This window comes from Paenarthrobacter sp. AR 02 (assembly GCF_021538675.1).
Lineage (GTDB): Bacteria > Actinomycetota > Actinomycetes > Actinomycetales > Micrococcaceae > Arthrobacter.
In genome coordinates this window covers 121,016-142,485 of sequence record NZ_JAJUKH010000010.1, presented here as the reverse complement: position 1 = coordinate 142,485, position 21,470 = coordinate 121,016, and the positions used below count along the sequence as shown (strand labels likewise).

The window sequence follows — 21,470 nt, the reverse complement described above, 5'->3', positions numbered from 1 at the left end:
GTCCCATGGCCAATGACTTCGACCTCTACGACACGGACACGCCGCCACCGGACACCGAGCCTCAGGGGGCGGGGAAAGCGCCGGAACTCGTCTACGGATCGGCCGAAGAATTCCTCCATGAACAGCTGCTACCCACCTATGTTCGCAACGTCACCGGGAAGTCTGCGAAGTGGTGCACCGAATGGTACTTCCACCCCGAGGCCGTCTCCCGGGTCGCAGCACTCTGGCGAGCCTGGGAGCACCTGCGTCTGGACCCAGCAACCGGCATGAGCGTCTGGTGGAGAGACCACGCAGACCACCACATGCGCGTCCTCCTGGACCCGCAAGGGCCGTTCTACAACTGCGACATGAAAGAACACCGCGAACCCGAACACCTCGAACCCCGCAGAGCGCCCGAGGGCTGGTTCCCCGACGTCTGAACCATCCAGCCCTGATCCTCAGACCCGGGGATAGATACGAATAGCGCAACAAGCCGTTGCACAATTACCGATCGATAGAGTGGAGCCATGACCGACTCGCGCGCACTGTCCCTGCCCGAGAGCTACACTGACCTTCTCGCCACGCTCAAGGACCGCGTACGAGCAGCACGCATCACCGCCCTGCGAACCGTCAACACACAGCTCATCGAACTCTACTGGTCCATCGGCAAGACAGTGCTGGAACGCCAGCAGATCGAGCAATGGGGGAGCGGGGTCATGGGCCGTCTCGCCGACGACCTCCGGGCCGAGTTCCCGGAGATGAAGGGCCTTTCCAGGTCCAACCTCTTTTACATGCGTGGATTCGCCACGGCCTGGCCGGACCCAATTGTCCAACAGCCTGTTGGACAATTGCCGTGGGGCCACATCACGGTGCTGCTGGACAAACTGGAGACCCGGCGCGACAGGGACTGGTACGCGGGAGCGGCCGTTGAGTACGGGTGGTCCCGCAATGTGCTGCTGAACATGATCATGAACCGGACCTTGGAAAGGACCGGCGCGGCGCCCTCAAACTTTGTCCAACGGCTTGTTGGACCAGATTCCGAACTCGCCCAGCAGGTCGCCAAAGACCCCTACAACTTTGAATTCCTTGGCCTGTCTGGGGAGGTCGCCGAACGGGACCTTGAACTGGCTCTGACCAGCCGGATCACCGAAACTCTGCGAGAGTTAGGACCCGGGTTTTCCTTCGTCGGCCGGCAAGTCCACTTCGACGTCGACGGCGACGACTACTACGTCGACATGCTGTTCTTCCACATGGACCAAAACCGGTATGTCGTCATCGAACTCAAGACCGGAAAATTCCAGCCCGAGTACGCCGGCAAACTGAACTTCTATGTCGCCCTCGTCGATGACATGCTCCGCCGGGAGCACCACAACGAAACCATCGGCATCCTCATCTGCGGCACAAAAAATGACCGCAGCGTCCGGTACAGCCTCGGCCGCTCCACCTCACCCATGGCCGTCGCCGCTTACACCTACGACAAACTCCCTCCAGCAGAACAACAAGCGCTCCCCACCGAAGGACACCTCGTCGCAGCCCTCGAATGGGCCGAACCCGAGGACCAGCCCAACGCCGAATAGCCCGGACCAGAGCTCGGCAGAAGCTAATGGCCCACTTAGGAGACCAAGTTATTCAAAGAGCTCTGGACAACTGCCCCCAACGCAACCATGGTCGCCTGGGTCGCCTGCGCTGCGCACCGGATAACGCCGATAAGCACCCATACGTCGTGTTGCCTATTGACCCAGCATCAAGAGAGGGCAGCGGGGGTCAGGAAGTAGCGGCATTCCGCAGGTATTGATAGACCGTTTCCCGGCTGATCCCGTAGTCTTTCGCGAGGGTAGATTTTGGTGTTCCGCTAGCTGCCCTTCTTGCCAATTCGTTGGCTTGTTCCAGGGTTAGTGCCCTTCTCCGGCCGCGGTAGGCGCCGCGTTGTTTGGCCAGAGCGATGCCTTCTCTTTGGCGTTCTCTGATGAGTGAGCGTTCGAACTCGGCGAAAGCGCCCATGACGGAGAGCATCAGGTTGGCCATGGGGGAGTCTTCACCGGAGAAGAGCAGGCGCTCCTTGACGAACTCCACCTGTACGCCCTTGCCGGTGAGAGCTTTGACGAGAGCACGAAGGTCATCGAGATTCCGGGCCAGCCGATCCATGCTGTGCACCACGACGGTGTCTCCCTCGCGGGCAAAACGCAGCAACTCGGCCAGCGCCGGGCGATTGGTGTCCCTGCCCGAAGCCTTATCCGTGAAGGTTCTCTCGAGGGCTTGCCCCTCGAGCTGGCGTTGTTCGTTTTGGTCCAAGCTGCTGACTCTCACGTACCCGATCCGCTGACCACCCATGGCACACCCCTAAGTAAGTGTCAGGTTTGAATCTAGGAGCCGTGCAACATGCTGTCAAGAAGGTCGAATATGATCCTATTCTGACACTTCTTCGCTATCGGGCTGACGTCAGGTTGAGGTGTACGGTTTTCTGCGCACGATTCGGCCGGAAAGCTCCTCATCTTGCAAATACGGATTGACCATCGTCTTCGGTGCAGGCGCACCAATAGGCAGGGGCAGAATCGCGGAGTCCCGATACTGGCTTTCCAGGGCTTTTAGCACTCACTTGTGAGGTCACCCCGGAAGTTCAGCCCGAATGGTCTTTGTGGACTTGCCACCTGGGATGCCGCACCGTCTCCGCTACACGCCGAACGCTTACTTCCCTCAATTGATCCGCGTTGCTGTGAGGCCAAACCAGAACGGTCCAACCGGGCGACTACCCTCATGGGACCGCTACGGCATTTAGAGTAGACCTGAGTCCAGGGGCAAGGAGACAAGTTGCGTATTTCCACGGTGGATCGTCGCCAACAGCTCATCGACGCAGCTATTCGTGTAATTAGGCGGGATGGAGTCGAAAGTGCCAGCCTAAGAACGATAGCCAGCGAAGCGAAGGCTTCTCTAGCAGCCGTGCACGTTTGCTTCACGAACAAAGATGAGCTCATGCAGGCAGCTGCCGCAGAGCTGCTTCAGCAACTGGTCCGGTCCATTCCGCGCGTGGTCGACGGCTCGGAGGACGTTCGAGCTATCGCGCATCGGGTCATGGACTTGTTTTGGGCCCAGATGGTTTCAGACGAGTTGAATATCCTGGCCCAATTTGAAATAGGGATCTGGGCGAAGCGTAACCCGCATCACGGTGATCTGTCCCGCACCGTTTACAGCGACTACGAAAAGGAAATCTCAAAACTGCTGGTCGCCGCCGCAAAGCGACAGAAGCAGACCATAGCTGCTCGAAACGTTGCTAGGGCGCTGATTGTGATCATGGATGGATGCAGTCTTCAGTACTTTGCCGACCCATCCGACCCTCGCCACAAGGACCTCTGCGACAACCTCGTAGATGCATACCTCGATCGGGTAGGACTATAACCCTTGCTCCTTATGGGGATGCGCCCCTTTCTGCCGACGTCTTTTTCCGCTCAGGCTATTGGGCCGAGTGCCTCTTGTAATCAGCAACTTTAGTTGCCTGGAAGCGCCACCGGACCCAGTAAAACAGGCCGCCGAGAAGAAGTAGGAGGAGGGCGATGAGGATTTCCATTCCCTGGCCACCGGCGGCAAGACCCGGATTGAATGCGCCGGCTATGAGGATGGTTGCGTTGAAAGCTGTAACCGCGACTGCGACAGGGACCCAGTAACGTCCCAGTTTGATGGGGCGCGGAATGTGAGCGTGAGTTTTGCGCATGATCAGGAAGCCGGCCGTGGCAAGGGTAACGGAAATCATGTAGCCAAGGTTGGCGGCGATAATAATTGCCACTATGTTGCCCACAAAGAAGAGCACAACGAGGTTTACGACCAGTGTGAAGACCAATGCGCCAGATGGAGCACCCCGCCGGTTCGTGTGTGCGAGCTGACTGATGGTCAGCTTCTCCTGGGCAAGGCCCTTCAGAGCGTGGGAGGCATCCGCCGAAGAAGACAAGAGTGCGGCAAAGGTGGCAACAACCAGAATGACCGCTACTACTCCGCCTGCGGGCTCACCGAGCATCTGCGAGTAGAAATTGACACCGAAGTTCACCGGATCGGTGACGACTCCCTGCTCCCCAATCGCGCCGGCGGTGATTACCGGTACAAGTGCGTAGACCAAAATATAAATCATCGCCATGGTCTTGAGCGCACGCTTGACATCACGCACGGGCCGGCGGTACTCGGGGGCAAAAGTGGCGCATAGCTCGCTGCCGTAAATCGACCAAGCACCCACGTACATCCAAACCAGCACGGACACTACGCTGCTTCCTTCGCCGAGAAGATTAAAGCTGAAGCTCGCTGTCGACCATTCAGTGAAGAACACCGGCAGTACGAGCAATCCCGCCAGGACGAAGACCATGGCCGCGGCGACCACCTTATTCAGGTTTACGGTTGCGTTCAGTCCCAAGAGGTTGGCACCCACGGCCGTGATCATAACTGCTGCCGCCAGTATCTGGGGTAGACCTATGGAGGCAATACCCAGATTAACGTCGAGGTTCGTGGCTGCGGGGAACCATTGCGCTGTGACAATTTGACCGATCTGCAAAGAAGCCAGAGACAGAGACAGCCCCCAGCCGCACCAATAGCCAAACGCGGCAACCGATGCAAGCAATGGAGAGAATTGTTTCCAGGCTTCCGCTGCGAACAGAGCGACCCCACCTGGTTTGCCGGGGAACATTGCAGCCATTTCTGCAAAAAGATAGTTCTGCAACAGTGATACCACGGCAAGCACAATGCACACCACTGCGGCGCCCCAAATGCCGAGTGCCCCGGCCGTTGACCCAGCGACGACAAAAACGACGTTCAAGAGGGGTGTACACATAGCAACGGTGTCGCGGGCCCGCAGGCCCTTCCGCCCAGGAAGAGTTAACGAGGACTCAGACATAGGTATCACCTTCTGTATGTAGAGGGGAAAGCTTTTGTTTAGTCAGCTCAAGTGCGACGCGCCATTCGGCGGCAGGGCTTACCCGCCGCTCACCCGCATGGAGGCCTGCCGTCAGTCGTAGAAGACAGGATCTGATGCACGGTCCCTTTCACAAGACGAGCCACCAGATCTGAAACGGCGACATCTGCGGCCGGGCTCTCCATGCTTCTAAGGTCAGACGCTGCTCAGATGCCAGAACGCTACAGCTTTTGGTAGCCCGTTCCGTGCAGGTTGTGCCAGGGGTAATGAAGCCTGAACGGCAAAGTTAGCCGGCACTATGGCTTACCTTCAGTGAAGGTCGCTCCTCGCGCTTAAATGATCACACTAGCTAGGGCGTTTCAATGGTGTGCATGGCCAGCGGTATAACTGCGTTCAGCATCGCAGGAGACGGCATAGTTTTCCCGTAGCTCCCACTTCTTCTTAATCCGTCAAAGCACCCGCAGTCAGTGCAGTGGCGGTGGGGCTGTTTCAAGATCCCTCGGGATCTATATTGTAGTTGTGACGAAAACGGTTCTCAGGGTCGTATTCACCTTTGACTGCCGCAAGACGACAATAAACTTCCGGCTTATAAACTTCGGCGACCATCTCTGCTGTGACCTCTGAGTTGTTGTTTAGCAGTCCAAACCCAGAAGTCGTCACGCCTGCGCGAAGGAGCGCGGCGTCCAGTTCACGTGCCAACTCGGGGTACTTTTCACTTCCAGGAGCCGCCCCGCTCCATTCCGCCAGGGCCAGCACGCCCATCGCATCGCGATGTCGAGCGGGCGTCCCCTTGGGGTTTCCGAACGGCATTCCCTCGATCTCCAGTTTGACGGAGCCTCCGCTTGCGGGTTCACTAACAAACTTGTCAAGATTGCCTGCAATCGCTTCGGCGAAACGAGCGTTCGGCATCGCGATCTCCCGGTCGATCCAGAGATTGGACATTCCGTCCTCGAAACTGCCCACCTCAGCGTTAAGAGCCACTACCTCGTCATATGATCGGACGGCGATCGAATCGGACACCGTCCGACCCAGACTCCGAAGCCGTGCTATGTCCCGTTCAGCGATATCGAGCCCTCCGAGGTGCCCCACGCATACTGTAACGGAAGGTGCCCTGTTTTCGTCCACGCCGACAAAAACGCTGGGGTAGATGTGATCCGCCATTTCATTGAGCGCATCAAGGAGGGATGTCAGGAGCCCTGCGAGTTCGCTGACCGAGGGGGCCCAGGTAATGAATCCGGCGAGCATCTTCCTCGGTAGCTCGTAGAGCTGGACCTCGACCTCTGTGACGACACCGAAGTTGGGGCCCGCACCTCTGACCGCCCAGAACAATTCCGGGCGTTCATCATCAGAGCAGTAGATAACGTCACCAGTTGCGGTCACCAGAGTCGCTCCCAAGATATTGTCACTGGCGAGACCATATTTGGGGGTGAGGAAGCCGACGCCCCCATTGAGCGCTAGTCCACAGAACCCGACCTTGGGATGCATGCCGGTGACTGCCGCTAGACCGAATTTGGCCGCCTCCTTCACGAGATCGCCAGCGATTACGCCACCCCCGATCCGCGCGCGACTCCCGGCGGTGTCGATGTGGATGCTGTTCATGAGTCTGAGGTCCAAGACGATGCCACCGTCGTTGGTCGCATAGCCATTCGGATTGTGGCCACCGGATCGAACCGAGATCTCCAGGCCGTTGTCACATGCGTAGCGGATGGACTTTGCAACGTCGCCCGCACTCAGACACCGGGCAATTAGCGACGGCCGCTGCAAATGACGGCCGTCCCAAATATTCGCGATGGCATCAAATCCGCTGTCATCAGGGTAAATAACTTCACCTTGAATACTAAGGGGGGTGGCTAGTTTTGATGACACCAATTCCAACTCCTTTGTCTGCTGACAATCAGCATTCTCGTCTTCGAGAGAGTGATCACCCTATTGATACATGGACAGCTGTCCATGTCAATGGGGTTTATTTTTTGCGCGACTAGGGGGGCCGGAACACATCGCACTTTGTCCCTGACATGGACACTTGTCCTTGTCAAGGCCATGTCCAGTCAAAATGATGGAAAAATTTTATCCTGCCGTCTATGGCGATTCCTTGCCCAAAAAAAGAAGATCATGAGTCAGCGGCTTCCCTTGGTCTTTGGTGGGGGAGCACGACAACTTTACGTCAGCGCTTTTTCGCCGTGTAGCGAATGCTGCGGTTATAGAGGGCAGGCATCCAGTTGAACAGAAGCAGGCAGGGCTGCAAAGGGCGGGCGATCTGCTCGCTGGGCATTCAAGGCCGCGGCGCCTAGGCCGGTCTTCCTTCGGGGTGCTAATGAGTCATGGAGGACTCCCCGGGAGGATGTGTTGAAGGTGGACGAAAAGGCACTTTCCCAAATCTCGCAGTCGATCACCATCTGCTGTCGAAACCTCGAGTATGGTGGCCAAACGGCTCCTCGAGCTATTTGAAAGGCGTATTGCATTGCAAGTTTCTTCTTCTGAGAGCCAGCGAGAGGCCGTTGGTCCCCAAACAGGCAGGACGGGGGGTGATATTGCCAACCCTGGCCTGCAGTTAGGGCATTTAACCGGACGTCAGGTGATGGGCCTTTCTATAGCCTCTTTCGTTCCAGCTGTAGGTCTGGCACAAGTGCCGGCATACCTTGCCGCTTACTCCGGGCGGTCCTCGTGGCTGGCGATGGCCGCCTCGGTGGTGGCATTCACCCTCATTGGCCTGTTCATTACCGTGTTCGCCCGACGCTTCATTGGAACCGGGTCGCTTTACTCCTACATTCGCCACGCGTTCGGTTCATGGAGCACCCTCGTCATCGCCGCCGCGATGATCCCGGGCTACATTGTCGCGATCATGTCGCTCATCGTGGGAGTGGGGGTCTTTTTTGGAAGTTTCCTAGTGTCGGTAGGGGTCGCAAACGCGGCGGGACCAGGAATTCAACTGTTGATCTACGTGGTAGCAACATTGGTAGCTATGACCATTGCATATCGGGGGATTGACCTTTCAGTCCGATCCAGCGTTATTCTTACTGTCATCTCCTTGCCGGTGATGCTGGTCATCACGATAGCCACCGCGTTCAGCGGAAACGTCGACTTGGCGGGACAGTTCAGCCTCAACGACTTCACGCTCAACAGTTTCCTCCAGGGCCTGGCGATCGGTTCGGCATACTTCATCGGCTTCGAGGGCAGCGCCGCGCTCGGCGCCGAAACCAAAAACCCCAACCGCAACATACCCCGCGCGATCATAGTCATTCCCGTCGGCATAGGTCTCTTCTATCTGGCCGGCACGGTGATTCAGGTACCGACCCTTGTTAGTGCAGCCGACAAACTCGCCCTGGGCATCTCCCCCAACGCAGTACTTGCAGAAGCGGCAGGCGTTGGATTTCTGTCCAACGTCAGCGACCTCGTTCTGGCAGTAGCCATCTTCGCCAGCCTTATCGGATTCTTCAACTACGGATCCCGCGTAGTTGTCAGCGCCGCATCCGATGGACTCCTGCCATCTTCACTAGTCAAGGTCAACAAGCTACACAAAAGCCCCGGCGCTGCCATCGCTTTCATCGGGGTTCCCTCATTGATCGGACCAGCCTTGCTGCTTTGGCTTACTCCAGCGAGCCCATTGGAAATCAACGGCTACATCGCGACATTGCTGGTCTATTTCTGGGTGATCCCTTACTTCCTCATTTGTATTGGCGGCGCCATTCTACTGAACCGGACCAAGGGCAGTAGATCTTTCATCGTCAACGTCGGAGCAGCATTAGCCTCAGCAACTGTTTTGTGGCTATACCTCAACGGCATAATAAATCCCGGTCCTGCACCTCTGAACGCACTGCCGTACGTCATGATCGGCACGTTCGTGGTCTTTCTCATCGCTTTAGTAGTATCTATCCGTTCCAAAGAGAAGAAACGAGTGCTGGCACAGCGGTAAGAAACTTCGGTAAGGCACCCGCTCTTTCGGCAATGATCGAGGGGACCTGCTCCAAAGTCGAGCGGGTCCCCTCGGTAGATGCATTTTTATGGCTGGTGGACGACCAAGGTTGTGGCGCAGCAAAAGGGAAAATTCCGAATCCCTTAGCGGGTCTTACGAAACCGACTCCCTTCTGTGCCACTCTTGTTTCGTTTACAGGCCCGCAACTAACCTTAAGAACCTACTAACCGTTCGTGGTAGAGGTGGATCCTTATGAGGAGGTCGCATGATAACCGTCGTTAGCACTATGCAGCTTGAATCGAACTCAGAGAAGGAGTGGGACCAACTAATCCGAGAGCGCTTCAGATCAGCCCGGGATAGGGTGGGGTGGATCTCCGGTCAGTTGCTCGCCCCCTCTGACGCACCTAACACTCGTGTCATCATCGGGACTTGGAAAAGCCGACAGGACTGGGAGGCTTGGCATGAGGATCCTGCCTTTCTCACGTCGCGGAGAAGGCTTGACGAACTACAGCATATAGACCATCAGACCGCACTGTACGACGTAATAGAGGGCGCCCAGGCCAGCAACTAGTTTGGCCAACCAAGACCCCAGCCGTATTTTTCCCTTCAAATCGGGCCGAGCATTGTCGGGCGGGAATCGGTTCAGAAACAGGATTTCGACGTGCCTGTGATCGTTTGGGTTCTAAGAGTCGACAGGGGGCTAACCATAGGCCACTTTGCGCGTACCGAGACTGCAATATATCTGAGTTCGCGCTTGTCCTAAAGAAGCTAAAAGCCTGCCGCAACACCCTGCGCACTCGTCCGACGTGTCACGACGACCGCCGTCTACCGCCGCGAGGCGCTCAGTCATACCCTCCGGCTGTGCCTGCCGAACCCCGACGGGTTTCGGGTCATTACGTTGTGCCGTCAGGTTTTGCTAATCTCTCGGGCTCGTCAGTTGATGATCGTCGGACGAGTTCCGTGACGAACTCGTAGCGGCGGATATCGACGTGTTCGCCTTGAATTTTACGCAGTAGTAACTCAACCGCGTAGCAACCCATCTCTTCGTAGGGCTGCCGGATTGTGGTTAATTGCGGATCGACCAGGATGGCGGCGCGCTCATCGTCAAAACCTACGATCGATACGTCTTCTGGCACTTTCAACCCGTGGGCACGAAGGGTCCGTAGGGCGGCAGCCGCCATAGTGTCTGCAGCGCAGAACATGGCGTCGATTCTGACGCCTGTCGAAAGTTCGGCTTCCAGTTCCCTCCAGTGCTTTCGTGTTTCGTTGAAGGGATCAGTGCAGTCGATAATCAGCGATTCGTTGAAGGCAATTCCGGCCGAATCCAGGGCGTCCCGGTAACCCAGGGTGCGGTGGTCAATGAACAGCCCGTCACCCCAGTTGTCCGTCTCCACTCCGATGTTTGGTCGCAGCAGCGCGATCGACCGTCTGCCAAGAGAAATCAGATGCTCGACCGCAAGTCGGGCACCCTCCCGGTTCTGTGCAGAAATCGTCGGAAACCGGACAGTGCGACTTGTATCATCAATTGCGATAGCAGGTAGTGCGATGCGGTCACATGCTTCGCACACGCCATCTTGATCCGGCACCCCGATTACGATTACGCCGTCGGTGGGTACGTTGGCAAGTGCCTCGACAATCGCGGCGGCTCCACCTTTAGTGCCGGCGACGGGATGGGCCATGAGGTAGTAGCCCACTTCGGCGGCGGCTTTGAATGCAGCACGAACGACCGGCTCAGCCGCATGACAGTCGCTGAAAAAGCGGCCTTGATGTTTCACCCATCAACCACGCCAGGTGATGGTGGCCTACTCGCTGCTGCGGAACTTTACGTTGGCAACATCGGCATCACCCACTTCAATGTGCTCGCCGGCGAAGACAGTCTCTCCGTTGCGGAATGGCACAATACTCTACAGGAGATTGCCGAGGGAACCCGGCTAGCTATCCCAGTCACCCTCTCGACAGACCCCCGGCATGGCTTCCGTAGTAATCCGTTTACCGGGCAGGCGCTAGGAAGTCTTTCGCGCTGGCCGGAGACCACCGGAATCGCCGCGACTGGAGAACTTACCACCGTCCGCAGTTACGCCGACACTATGCGCCAAGAATTGCTGGCCATGGGAATCCGCGTCTTCCTCGGGCCTATGGCAGATATTTTCAGTGAACCACGGTGGTCACGCGGTTCGGGGACTTTTGGCGAGAACCCCGAACGCGTCTCCGAGCTCACCGCAGCGTTCATTGAGGCCTTGCGGGGAGGGCCCCATCTGGGCCCGCAGTCGGTGGCTGCCGTCGTGAAACACTTCCCGGGTGCAGGCCCTCAGCTCAAAGGGGACGACGCCCACGATCCGCGATATCCGGAACAGGTGTACCCCGGGGGAATGCAGGACCTGCATCTGGCCCCGTTCCGGCGCGCATTTGCGGCAGGGGCATCGCAGGTTATGACGTACTACGGGAAGCCGATGGGAACATCCTGGGAAGAAGTCGGCTTTGCATTCAATGCCCCTGTTGTACAGAACATCCTGCGAAAGGAACTAGGTTTCGACGGCGTCGTTCTAACAGACTGGAATTTACTTGAGGCAGAGCAGATCGGCGGGCTGTCGTTCGGTCCAAATGGCTGGGGACTTGAGCATCTCGACCCGAAGGAACGCGCTGCCATCGCAATAGACGTCGGCGTGGACCAGTTTGGTGGCGACCGCAACCCAGCCCTTATCGAGGAGCTCATCGACTCCGGCCGCATAACGGAAGAACGCATCGACCAATCAGTGCTGCGGCTCCTGCGTGAGAAATTTCGGCTGGGAGCCTTCGAACACCGGCGTGTGGATCTGGAAAGGACCCTGGAAGTGTGTGGTTCGCCAGTCTTCGTCGAGAGAGGAATTGTAGCTCAAAAAGATTCGCTGGTGCTGCTCACTGCAGACGAGGCCTTACTGCCCATTAGGCACGGAAGCCGTGTGTATCTTGACGGGTTGTCAGCCCAAAATGTAGGCAACGAGCTAATTGTCGTTGACAATGACGTGGACGCTGAGGCCATTGTGGTGAGGCTTGACGCGCCCTTCGAACCCGGTCGCGGCTCGCTCGGCGACTTCTTCCATGGCGGGACCCTCGAATTTTCCCAGGAGACGGTGGAGCGCATTGACGCGTATGCCAAAAAAGCCCCGGTCTACCTCGCGGTATACCTGGAACGCCCGGCAGTGCTCACCCAATTTATCGGCGTTGCGTCAGCCATTATCGGTGAGTTTGGCTGTAGCGACGAGGTTTTGCTGGATGCACTTACTGGACGTACCGCGTTCAGGGGAAGCCTTCCTTTTGACCTTCCGTCGTCCATGGCCGATATCGAGGCCTCACGGGAAGATGTGCCGTTCGACATGGCGGTTCCGCTCTTCCGCGCCGGCTTTGGACTGAAGCTAAATGCGGGCCTAACCCCCACGTCACTCAGTTAGCCTCTCCCAACCCGTCTAATGCCCGCTAGGCGTTGACGGCAGCACGGCCCTCGCGAAAGGAATCACGCAAGTTTGATTACCCGCCGACCTCACAACGACAAGAAGGATCTACCATGCCGGGGGCCACGAACAACGGTCTTTACCTTCAAAGCAGGGCTTCTGATCCGAGAAGGCAGGATGCCCCAACTGTCCGGAACGAAGATTCAAGGTCTCCAGGAATGCTTGAGGTAACGGTAACCGAGGGTGCCGAAAAGGGGCGAGCAGTTGATGCCGCCATCAATCTGGTGGCTCAGGCCGCACAACGCAACGCCATGGGGATCTTGGTCACTGATCTTGGAATGGGTCAGTACGTAGTAAGGGCACATCCAGCAGTCCCCGTTGACCTCGTGCGCCATCAGGGATGTGGGGCGTGATCTTTCCAGCCTGCTGACTCCACGGGTACGGTGCTGGAAATGTCGTCAGACCCAGGAGTTCGGTCGAGTGCCTGCAATGATTATTCTTCTCTCGTAGCGGAAGTCGTCCGCTTGGATAGTCACTGTTCGAACTAGCTGGTCACCGATGTATCCAAAAGGGTCCAGGGAAGTTCGCCTCCGGAGTGGAACCAAGCGTTAACAAGTGGCAAAGGCAGGGAGAGAAGCCCCTATTCACCCAACCGGTGACTCGCAAGAATCCATAAATAGCTCACGTAAAAGGCAGATGTGACGAGCTCTTGCCACGGCACAGGGTGCTTTCTTCGCCTGCCGCAATGATGCATATCATGCACCTGGCGGGAAGTAAAGGGTTCCTCGACCCTGCCAGAACGACAAATATGACGGACGCGTCTAAAGACGCTCAGCCACGCTGAGGCTATCGTGAATCCATCACTGGTCGAGGGGGCGCGTTCATAGGTTGAGCATTGCCAACCAGAATTTCCCTGTGAAACGCAGGTTCATCAAGAACGCCCTTCAGGGAGGGCCGAAGGAGGATTAGATGACTTCTAACGATACGAAACCAGCAACGTCGTTTCCAGCGCCGTGTGAGGAGGTCTATCTTCCTCCCGGGGGCACAGATCCGGACTTCTACATCCCCGCTGAAGGGGAGCGGAGAGAGCGCCGTTCAATTCGATGGATTCGGAGACACCTGAGGTTTTTCCGCCGAACGTCGGAATCGAGCCGTGCGACTTGAAGAGGTCCGCGGCGCCTCCTTCCTCTCATAGCGGCCATCAATATTTCTTTACGGCAAAAGGGCACTATCACCGTCAGCTGACATCAAAGCCTCCGTCAGGGAGCCGAGAGATCGTTAACAGGCTAAGGGTCATGCAGGTGGGGCTTTCATGCGGCGGAGTAACGGGTCCTGCGGCGACCGCGAAGGCAGACCATGAAGTGATCGACTCCGTTCTCTGAAGGCAGTTGTCTGAAACGGAAGGACCAGCAGCCAAGATATAGCCGTACCTTGCCGCGCTTAGTGCCGGTGTTGTGCGCCATTACTCACCGCAGGCGTACTCTCTGGGAGCGTGTCGCCATCGCATAGGAGCAGCACTGTGGCGGGGAGAAGACGGGGCTTTTGCATGTCTTGTGTGCTACGCCGGATAGACGGCTATGGCCGTGGCCTTGATGACGAAGTAGACGGTCATCCCGGGCATGAGCCCTAGGTCTGCCGAGGCCGCCGGGGTGATGTCTGCGGACAGGCCGCCTGCGTGGACGCGGATCTGGTCGCCTTGGGGTTCCAGCTCTGTGATGTTCACGGCGAACGAGTTCCGAGGGCTTCCGTGCTTGGCGCTCGGGAAGACCGAAACTGCGGTCGGCGAAAAGACGGCGACGCCGTTCTGGCCGGGGACGGCCCCGTCCTCGGGATGCGCGGTAATGTCCAGTCCGCCGTCGGATGTGAGCCCATAGCCGGTGATGGTTCCGGGGAGCAGGTTCATGCCCGCGAGTCCGGCAGCGAACTTGCTGCGCGGTTTTTCCAGAACCCGGCGGGTGGGGCCTTCCTCGGTGATCCTCCCGCCTTCGAGGACGATGGCCCGGTCGGCGAGCACGAGCGCGTCCAGGACATCGTGCGTGATGATGATGGCACGGCGGTTGCTTAGGACACGCTTCAGAAGGCGACGCAGCATAGGAGCGGCGTGAATATCGAGGGCCGCCATGGGTTCATCGAGCAGCAGCAGCTCGGGGTCCGTAGCCAGGGCACGCGCGATGGCGACGCGCTGCGCCTGGCCCCCTGAGAGCTGGCCGGGCCGCCGATCGGCGAACCCCGCGGCTTCCACTTCTGTAAGCCAGTGCCGTGCCGTCTGCAGAGCTTTGGACCGGTTCGCGCCGGCCGCCCGCGGCCCGAAGGCTACGTTCTCCAGCACGCTCATGTGCGGAAACAGCAGCGGTTCCTGGGCGAGCAGTGCCGTTCCCCGGGTATGAGGCGGCAGGAAGTGGTTAGTGCCTCCGTCGAGCTTGAACAGCCGTTTCCGGCCGAGCATGGCGTTCCCGCTATCCGGGCGGATGAGCCCGGCGAGGATCCCGAGAAGCGTCGACTTGCCTGCCCCGTTGGGACCCAGCACGGCGACTGTTTCCGTGGCCTCCATTGTGAAGGCAACGTTGAAGTTGCGCGCGCGCAGCGAGGCGTTGAAGTCCAGGGTCATTCTGATTCCGCCTCTTCCGCCAGCGGCCGGGGCCGGGGGCGGGAAAGCCCGACGACGGCTACCGCCACCGCCACCAGCAGCAGGGAAAGCGCGACAGCGGCATCGGCGTCCGTTTCGCGCTGAAGATAAATCTCTAACGGCAGGGTGCGGGTGACACCCTGCAGGCTGCCGGCAAAGGTGAGGGTGGCGCCGAATTCGCCCAGACAGCGTGCGAAGGACAGCACGGATCCGGAGGCGATACCGGGCAAGACCAGCGGGATACTGACGCGACGCAGCACCGTCGTGGGATGGGCGCCGAGGGTCGCCGCGACCGCCTCGTACTTGATGCCGGCGGTGCGCAGAGCACCCTCGAGGCTGACCACCAGGAACGGCAACGCCACGAACGTTTGCGCGAGGACGACGGCGGTGGTCGAGAACGCGATCTGCATCCCCGCTAGTTCCAGGGTTCGCCCGAGCAGGCCCTGGCGGCCAAAAGTATAAAGCAGCGCGATGCCGCCGACGACGGGGGGCAGGACCAGGGGCAGCAACACGAACGCCCGGAGCAGGCGCTGGCCGGGGAAGCTGGCACGGGCCAGGACGAACGCCAGCGGTACCCCGAAGACGATGCACAGCACCGTGCCAGCAGCCGACGTCCGCAGGCTAAGGCCGAGCGCCGTCAGCGAGGATTCCGACGTGATGAGCGGGATGAACTGCCCCCAGTTGATCCTGGCCACCATCGCGGCCAGCGGCAGCAGGACAAACAGCCCTCCTGCTGCCGCGAGGGCGAAAACCCACGGCGGGAAACCGGTGTAGCCGGTGTTCTGCCCGTTTGTCTTGCTGGCTGTCCAGCGTTTCCTACAGGGCACCGAAACCGGCGTCACCGAGGACCCTCTTGCCTTCGCTGCCGGTGACCATGGCGATGAAGGCATTGGCCAGTTCCTTGTTCTTGCTGCTGCCCATAGCGGCGATCGGATATGTGTTCACGGCCTGGTCCGACTCGCGGAACGTGATGCCCTTGACCCTATCGCCCGCGGTCTTGACATCGGTGACATAGACCAAGCCGGCATCGGCTTCCCCGGAGGTGACCTTGCCTAGGACATCGGCAACGGAGGATTCCTCGCTGACAGGCATCAATGTCGTTCCGGCAGCCTTTTCCACCTTCCGTGTGGCGGCGCCGCAAGGAACCTGCGGTGCGCAGACAACAACTTTGATGCCCGGCTTCGCCAGGTCCGCGAAGGATGAAATCGATGCCGGGTCCGCTGACGAAACTGCTATCGTCAGGACGTTCGTGGCGAAGTTGGTCGGCGTTCCGTCAATGAGGCCGGCGGCGGAAAGCTCGTCCATGTTCCTACTGTCGGCGGAGGCGAATACGTCGGCCGGAGCGCCTTGGGTGATCTGCGAGACCAGGGCTGAGGACCCAGCGAAGTTCAGCGTAACCTTCGTGCCCGGGTTGGCGGCCTCGAACTTGGAAGCGATCTCGGTGAAGGGCGACTTCAACGACGCGGCAGCGTAAACCGTCACGGAGCTGGCGGCCGCTTTGCGTCCGTCCGTGCTCGCGCTCGGGGCTTTGTCCGGGGTGGAGTTAACGCACGCAGCCAGTCCTGCTGCAACGACGCCTGCGGCCAGCAGCGCGCCGGTGCACAAGCGGAATAAATCAACCTGCGACACCGGCACCGACCCATTCCACGGTTCCATCGGAAAAGAACTGTTCCTTCCAAATGGGTACCTCTTCCTTGATGCGGTCAACCAGTTCCGAACACACGGCGAATGCCTGTCCCCGGTGTCCGGCGGCTACAGCACAAACGAGTGCCGCTTGCCCAATTTGGAGTGCGCCCACACGATGCGCCGCCCAGATTCGCACGGGAACGCCTTCCTCCGCCTCGTCACTGAACGAGTACTTGGCAGCAACCGCTTCCAAGACGTCGCTTAGGGCCTGGTGTGCCGTGGGGTGAGCGGTGTAGCTAAGTCGGTCGACTGCTTTGCCGCCGTCGTGATCGCGCACCACTCCACAAAAACTCACCACTGCTCCAGACGTACGTGAATCCACAGCCGCAATGGCCACGTCGACGGAAATTGGCTGATCGCTGAGCGCGGAATGGACGACGGCAAAGGCTTGCCTCATTGACTGCCCTCCGGTGGCGGATTCCCCGGTACCCCTAGGCTGGACAGCGCTCATTTCCGTCCTCTCAATAGATGGCAGTCCCCTCGTCCGATAAGTCCACTGGTGTTTGCAGTCACGCTCTCTCCTCATAGGTTCCCAGGTCCCAATCCCCACTCTTGCCGCCACTCTTAGCCAGTACTCGAATGTCGGTGAGAACAGCGTGCTTATCAATAGCCTTGAACATGTCGTAAAGGTTCAAAGCGGCGACGCTCACTGCAGTCAGTGCTTCCATCTCTACACCTGTCACACCGCGTGTTTTCACGGTTGCAAAGAGCTGCACCCTGTCAGACCCGAGCACGAAGTCGACAGTCGCCTGAGAAACAGGCAGGGGGTGGCACAGCGGAATCAATTCGGACGTCTTCTTAGTCGCCAGGATGCCCGAGATCCGGGCCACGGCCAGGGCGTCACCCTTGGGCAATCCGTCTGATGTGAGCAGCAGCAGAACTTCACGAGTTGTACGAACTGTTCCCGTAGCTGTCGCCTCCCGGGTGGACTCAACTTTTTCTGATACATCGACCATGTGGGCAGTGCCGTCCGTTCGCAGGTGGGTGAGGCCTGGAGACCAACTTTCCAGCCTCATACCGCCCATACCTCCACTTCCGATCCCTTGGCCAGTTCCGAAATTCCCTCTGGGATGTGCACCAGAACGTTCGAGCGTGCAAGTGCTCCCAGCAAATGGGAACCTTCGCCGCCCTCCAGTCGTATAGTGCCGTCCGCTGAGAGGACGCCCCTTCTGACCTGGTGCTTTTTTGGGGGTGACGTCAGGGGATGCGAAAGGGGGGCGCGGAAGGAGAGTCGAGGTGTGGGCGCTGCAAACATTTCGCTGAGGAGGGGACGCAGGAACATCTCAAACGAGACAAAGCAGCTCACCGGGTTCCCGGGGAATGCGAGGACTGGAATCCCCTCGAAGGTGCCGACTCCTTGAGGACCGCCAGGTTGAATGGCTACATGCGAAAACTCAACGTCATGATCTATCATGGCCTGTCTAACGGGCTCGTAGGCACCAGCGCTCACGCCGCCACTGGTCACAATCAGGTCGACATGCGCGGTATGGCTTCTCAAGAGTTTCGAGAGAGCCCCCGGTTCATCCTTGACTATCCCGGCCCTGATGACGTTGAGCCCCGCCTGAAGCATAGAGGACTGCAAGAGCGTGTTATTTGCATCGAAAATCTTGCCCAGGGCGAGTTTCTCTCCGGGCTCAAGGACCTCGTCCCCAGTGGTAGCCAGCAGCACCGTCAACTTCTGATTAACAACTACTTCAGTGATGCCCAACGCGGCGAGCAGACCAAGCTGACGCGGGCCTAGAACGGTTCCAGCGGACAGCGCGCATTCGCCTGTAGCTATATCGCTGCCGGCGCTGCGGATGTACGTTCCGGCGGCTATCTCAGGAAGCCGCACTGTCACATCCAAACCGGGAGGAGGGAAATGGTTTGGCTCTGCGCGCTCAACGGGGACGACAGCATCGGCTCCATCGGGTATTAAAGCCCCCGTCATGATTGGAGCAGCCGTCCCTCCAGCCAATGGGGCCGGTACTGCGCCCGCCGGGATGGGCGCTGCCACACGCAAACCTCCTTGGCCGTCTCCTGTGTCGCGGGATCTAACCGCATAGCCATCCATTTGGGAGTTAGTAAAGGGTGGCAAGTTTGTCGGTGCATGTATGGTTTCGGCCAGGCCGCGTCCCATTGCTTGCATTAGAGGTATTCGCTCCACCCGCGGTGGGGTCAACAGCGGAAAGAGAACATCCCTGATTGCCTGCCTGTGTACTGAAACGCTTCGGTGTTCATGTTCCGGCAGTGACTTTCCAATGGTCCCCACGCCGGGCCGCTTGCCAGCCAGTCCGGTCAGCTGCTCTTCTTGCCTTTGCATGTCCTGCTTTCGGGTTGCCTTTGCATGTCCTGCCTTCGGGAGATTTTGTCGGTCCTGCTCGGCCATGCCAACCTGATTTATTTCCGACAAAGCTATTGACGATAAGCAAACTCTGTTGTTTTCGTGTGCGCCTTCCGTCCGCCGCACCGCGCAAACGTGTTCTCCTGAGTGCAAAATGATTCCAGCAGGAAAGCGGCGCTTCGGGCTATAGCTACTTGCCACAACTGGCTGCCGCAATTGTCAGTTCCAGCACAAACGCACCTGGCCTGCTTTCGCGTAGCCTGAATTCATGACTGTCCAGCTAGGCATACCGCAACCCCGGGAGGGCGCAGGCTTGTCCGTGCCCGCCGCTCGGTCTGCAGACGCGGGTGTCGGGCTGGTGGACCGTTACGGCCGCCGTGCCACGGACATGCGGCTGTCCTTGACGGATAAATGCAACCTCCGCTGCACGTACTGCATGCCGGCCGAGGGGCTTGAGTGGTTGTCCAAGCAGGCGGTGATGTCGGCTTCGGAGATCGTCCGGATTGTCGGGATTGGCGTGGGGCGCCTGGGGGTCCGGGAATTGCGGCTTACCGGCGGCGAGCCGCTGGTGCGGCACGACCTGGTGGACATCATCGCGGAGTTGCGCCGCAACCATCCTGAGCTGCCGATTTCCATGACCACCAATGGCGTGGGGCTCGCCAAGAAGGCTGCGCCGCTCAAGGCTGCCGGGCTGACCCGAATCAACGTGTCGCTGGATTCGCTTCATGAGGAGACCTTCACCAAGCTGACCCGTCGGCCGTTCCTGGACCAGGTCCTGGCAGGGGTGGATGCGGCGTGGGCAGCCGGGCTGGGCCCGGTCAAGCTGAATGCGGTGCTGATGCGGGGGATCAACGACGCTGAAGCTCCTTCGCTGCTGACGTGGGCAGTGGAGCGCGGCTACGAGTTGCGGTTCATTGAGCAGATGCCGCTGGACGCCGACCATGGCTGGACCCGGCGCAACATGATTACCGCGGCGGAGATCCGCGATCTGTTGTCCACTGATTTTGTCCTCACCCCGGACCCGCGGGCACGGGACGGTGCCCCGGCCGAGCGGTTTGAGGTACGACGCCGGGTGGCGGGGTCCGGTGCCGGGCTCGGTCCCGTGCTTGGGACGGTTGGCATCATCGCGTCTGTTACGGAGCCGTTCTGCTCCGATTGCCGCCGTACCAGGATTACTGCCGAGGGCAAGATCATGAGCTGCCTGTTCTCCCGGGAGGAGTTCGACCTGCTGGGGCTCCTGCGTTCGGGCGCCTCCGATGATGATCTGGCTCGCCGGTGGCAGGATGCGATGTGGCTCAAGCCAAAGGCCCACGGCATGGACCACGTGGGACTTGACGCTCCGGACTTCGTCCAACCGGACCGCAGCATGAGCGCCATCGGAGGCTGACCTGTTATGAACGTACGTTACTTCGCTGCCGCTCGCGCTGCTGCGGGACTTGAGGAAGAGAAGTTCGACCTGCCGGAGGGAACAACCGTGGCCGGGCTTTTGGAGGCCATCCAGTCTGTGCAGCGGCCGGAACCTCCGGCTGGCACTCCTCCGCTCCCCCGGATCCTGGCGCGGTGCAGCTTCCTTCTCAATGAGGTTGCCGTCCGCAACCAGGCGACGGTGCTGGGGCCGGACGACGTGGTTGACGTACTGCCCCCCTTCGCTGGGGGATAAGCCGGTTCTGTCCTCGTGCATCCGGCCGACACCTCGCTGTTACCGAGAGTAACTGTCTGAGTGAACTCCACTGAAGGCCTGCTTTACGCACGACGCCGTAGTTAGGGATCGTCGATAGCTACTTGGACCCTAGCCCTGATGAAGAGGCAGCCTGTGGATCTTTGGAGTTGTATTGACCACGGACGTTAGTGACGCTCGGCGTGGTTTGGTGACATGAAGAAGACCTCCGGGTGGAGTGGGGCTTGTCTAGAGTCCTTTTCCACACACGGAGGTCTTCGTGTCCCACCCTAACGCTTTCCTCACTCCTCGTGGCCGGTTGCAGCTCGCGCAGTGCGTTGTTGATCAGTGCTGGAGCCTGCGCCGTGCCGCGGAGCGGTTTCCGGTCTCGGTCCCGACCGCTGAACGTTGGGCGAAGCGCTACCTCAAGGAGGGACCCGAACCGCACCATGCTCGAGGAATGGGCCTATATCCGCCCCTACCGCTCAGAAGCCGAGCGGGTTGCTGCTTTCCCCGACTGGCTCCATGCCTACAATCACCATCGAGCCGCCACTGCGCTCAAAGGTCAGACGCCAGCCAGCCGCGTCACCAACCTCTCAGGTCAATACAACTAGTTGCTGCCGGGGCTTTTTGTGGACTTCCAATGGTTGCCCAACAAGAGAGGCTCGCTTGGTGTCTACCTCAGGAGTATCAGTACTCGTACCTTCCTCAGAGGGTGCTGGGTAGAAAGCTACTTCCTCCGGTGACGGGCGCAAATGGCATGCGACAAAGCCGCACCGCGGCTTCCGGCTGGTGAATTAACCGGCGCTCTAACAGGCTGTGCCGGGAAAGAACCCAAGGGACCCAGGAATGCCCGTCCAGACGTGCCTAATGAAACGGTTCACGACGTTCAAATGGAACCATTGTCCTGCGCACCTCTGCCCGGTCTATCCCCGAATGTCGGACGTGGTGCTCCTTATGCGCACTTCGA

18 protein-coding genes and 2 pseudogenes are annotated in these 21,470 nt (G+C 59.1%); 10 read left to right on the top strand and 10 right to left on the bottom strand.

Annotated elements, in window-relative coordinates:
• The first annotated feature begins 5 nt into the window (after positions 1–5).
• Both LRQ04_RS16905 and LRQ04_RS16900 read left to right on the top strand, forming a co-directional pair.
• Positions 6–419 carry a DUF4913 domain-containing protein gene (locus LRQ04_RS16905; protein WP_235521479.1) on the top strand — a complete coding sequence of 138 codons (414 nt, stop codon included), beginning with the start codon at positions 6–8 and terminating at the stop codon, positions 417–419.
• Positions 420–506: 87 nt separating this feature from the next.
• Complete coding sequence (locus LRQ04_RS16900; RefSeq protein WP_235521478.1) at positions 507–1,556, top strand: YhcG family protein; 1,050 nt, start codon at positions 507–509, stop codon at positions 1,554–1,556.
• 187 nt (positions 1,557–1,743) lie between these two features.
• Here LRQ04_RS16900 and LRQ04_RS16895 read toward each other — a convergent pair whose 3' ends face one another.
• Positions 1,744–2,310 carry a recombinase family protein gene (locus tag LRQ04_RS16895; protein WP_235521477.1) on the bottom strand — a complete coding sequence of 189 codons (567 nt, stop codon included), beginning with the start codon at positions 2,308–2,310 and terminating at the stop codon, positions 1,744–1,746.
• A gap of 477 nt (positions 2,311–2,787) precedes the next feature.
• Between LRQ04_RS16895 and LRQ04_RS16890 the strand changes: the two genes are divergently transcribed.
• Complete coding sequence (locus tag LRQ04_RS16890) at positions 2,788–3,372, top strand: TetR/AcrR family transcriptional regulator (protein WP_016359483.1); 585 nt, start codon at positions 2,788–2,790, stop codon at positions 3,370–3,372.
• Between the two features lie 55 nt (positions 3,373–3,427).
• Here the strand turns inward: LRQ04_RS16890 and LRQ04_RS16885 are convergent, their stop codons facing one another.
• Positions 3,428–4,849 (bottom strand): APC family permease, encoded by a 1,422-nt coding sequence (locus LRQ04_RS16885; protein ID WP_082038892.1) that lies wholly within the window; start codon positions 4,847–4,849, stop codon positions 3,428–3,430.
• 507 nt (positions 4,850–5,356) lie between these two features.
• A complete protein-coding gene (locus LRQ04_RS16880; protein ID WP_031217263.1) occupies positions 5,357–6,733 on the bottom strand; it encodes an FAD-binding oxidoreductase in 1,377 nt (458 codons plus the stop codon).
• 550 nt (positions 6,734–7,283) lie between these two features.
• On the opposite strand from LRQ04_RS16880, the gene LRQ04_RS16875 reads away from it, so the two are divergent.
• Together LRQ04_RS16875 and LRQ04_RS16870 are read left to right on the top strand one after the other, a co-directional pair.
• The gene (locus LRQ04_RS16875; protein WP_225740123.1) at positions 7,284–8,780 is read left to right on the top strand and encodes an APC family permease; all 1,497 of its coding nucleotides are present in this window, start codon (positions 7,284–7,286) and stop codon (positions 8,778–8,780) included.
• Positions 8,781–9,045: 265 nt separating this feature from the next.
• Complete coding sequence (locus tag LRQ04_RS16870; RefSeq protein WP_021474522.1) at positions 9,046–9,351, top strand: antibiotic biosynthesis monooxygenase; 306 nt, start codon at positions 9,046–9,048, stop codon at positions 9,349–9,351.
• 322 nt (positions 9,352–9,673) lie between these two features.
• Here the strand turns inward: LRQ04_RS16870 and LRQ04_RS16865 are convergent, their stop codons facing one another.
• Complete coding sequence (locus LRQ04_RS16865; RefSeq protein WP_021474521.1) at positions 9,674–10,555, bottom strand: LacI family DNA-binding transcriptional regulator; 882 nt, start codon at positions 10,553–10,555, stop codon at positions 9,674–9,676.
• On the opposite strand from LRQ04_RS16865, the gene LRQ04_RS16860 reads away from it, so the two are divergent.
• Complete coding sequence (locus tag LRQ04_RS16860) at positions 10,520–12,208, top strand: glycoside hydrolase family 3 protein (protein ID WP_235521476.1); 1,689 nt, start codon at positions 10,520–10,522, stop codon at positions 12,206–12,208. The two genes, LRQ04_RS16865 and LRQ04_RS16860, sit on opposite strands and share 36 nt — an antisense overlap.
• Before the next feature lie 1,558 nt (positions 12,209–13,766).
• Here LRQ04_RS16860 and LRQ04_RS16855 read toward each other — a convergent pair.
• The 6 genes from LRQ04_RS16855 to glp all read right to left on the bottom strand — a co-directional run bounded on the left by LRQ04_RS16855 (position 13,767) and on the right by glp (position 18,888).
• Positions 13,767–14,816, bottom strand: coding sequence for a sulfate/molybdate ABC transporter ATP-binding protein (locus tag LRQ04_RS16855; RefSeq protein WP_017200503.1), 1,050 nt, complete (start codon positions 14,814–14,816; stop codon positions 13,767–13,769).
• Positions 14,813–15,676 (bottom strand): ABC transporter permease, encoded by an 864-nt coding sequence (locus tag LRQ04_RS16850; protein WP_017200504.1) that lies wholly within the window; start codon positions 15,674–15,676, stop codon positions 14,813–14,815. Before LRQ04_RS16850 ends, LRQ04_RS16855 begins: the two co-directional genes overlap by 4 nt.
• Complete coding sequence (modA, locus tag LRQ04_RS16845; RefSeq protein WP_082038923.1) at positions 15,651–16,490, bottom strand: molybdate ABC transporter substrate-binding protein; 840 nt, start codon at positions 16,488–16,490, stop codon at positions 15,651–15,653. Before modA ends, LRQ04_RS16850 begins: the two co-directional genes overlap by 26 nt.
• Positions 16,450–16,917 (bottom strand): molybdenum cofactor biosynthesis protein MoaE, encoded by a 468-nt coding sequence (locus LRQ04_RS16840; RefSeq protein ID WP_017200506.1) that lies wholly within the window; start codon positions 16,915–16,917, stop codon positions 16,450–16,452. Before LRQ04_RS16840 ends, modA begins: the two co-directional genes overlap by 41 nt.
• A gap of 112 nt (positions 16,918–17,029) precedes the next feature.
• Positions 17,030–17,536, bottom strand: a complete 507-nt coding sequence (gene moaC / locus LRQ04_RS16835; protein WP_017200507.1) for a cyclic pyranopterin monophosphate synthase MoaC — start codon at positions 17,534–17,536, stop codon at positions 17,030–17,032.
• The gene (gene glp / locus LRQ04_RS16830; protein WP_082038922.1) at positions 17,533–18,888 is read right to left on the bottom strand and encodes a gephyrin-like molybdotransferase Glp; all 1,356 of its coding nucleotides are present in this window, start codon (positions 18,886–18,888) and stop codon (positions 17,533–17,535) included. The genes moaC and glp overlap by 4 nt, the downstream gene beginning before the upstream one ends.
• Positions 18,889–19,111: 223 nt before the next feature.
• On the opposite strand from glp, the gene moaA reads away from it, so the two are divergent.
• The 4 genes and pseudogenes from moaA to LRQ04_RS16810 form a co-directional block, all read left to right on the top strand.
• The gene (moaA, locus tag LRQ04_RS16825) at positions 19,112–20,230 is read left to right on the top strand and encodes a GTP 3',8-cyclase MoaA (protein WP_031217253.1); all 1,119 of its coding nucleotides are present in this window, start codon (positions 19,112–19,114) and stop codon (positions 20,228–20,230) included.
• A 6-nt stretch (positions 20,231–20,236) separates the two neighbouring features.
• Positions 20,237–20,503 (top strand): MoaD/ThiS family protein, encoded by a 267-nt coding sequence (locus LRQ04_RS16820; RefSeq protein ID WP_017200510.1) that lies wholly within the window; start codon positions 20,237–20,239, stop codon positions 20,501–20,503.
• Positions 20,504–20,780: 277 nt separating this feature from the next.
• Positions 20,781–20,954: pseudogene (locus tag LRQ04_RS16815) on the top strand (helix-turn-helix domain-containing protein); the annotation flags it as partial.
• A pseudogene (locus tag LRQ04_RS16810) lies at positions 20,941–21,114 on the top strand (IS481 family transposase); the annotation flags it as partial. The pseudogenes LRQ04_RS16815 and LRQ04_RS16810, both read left to right, overlap by 14 nt.
• Positions 21,115–21,470 lie beyond the last annotated feature (356 nt).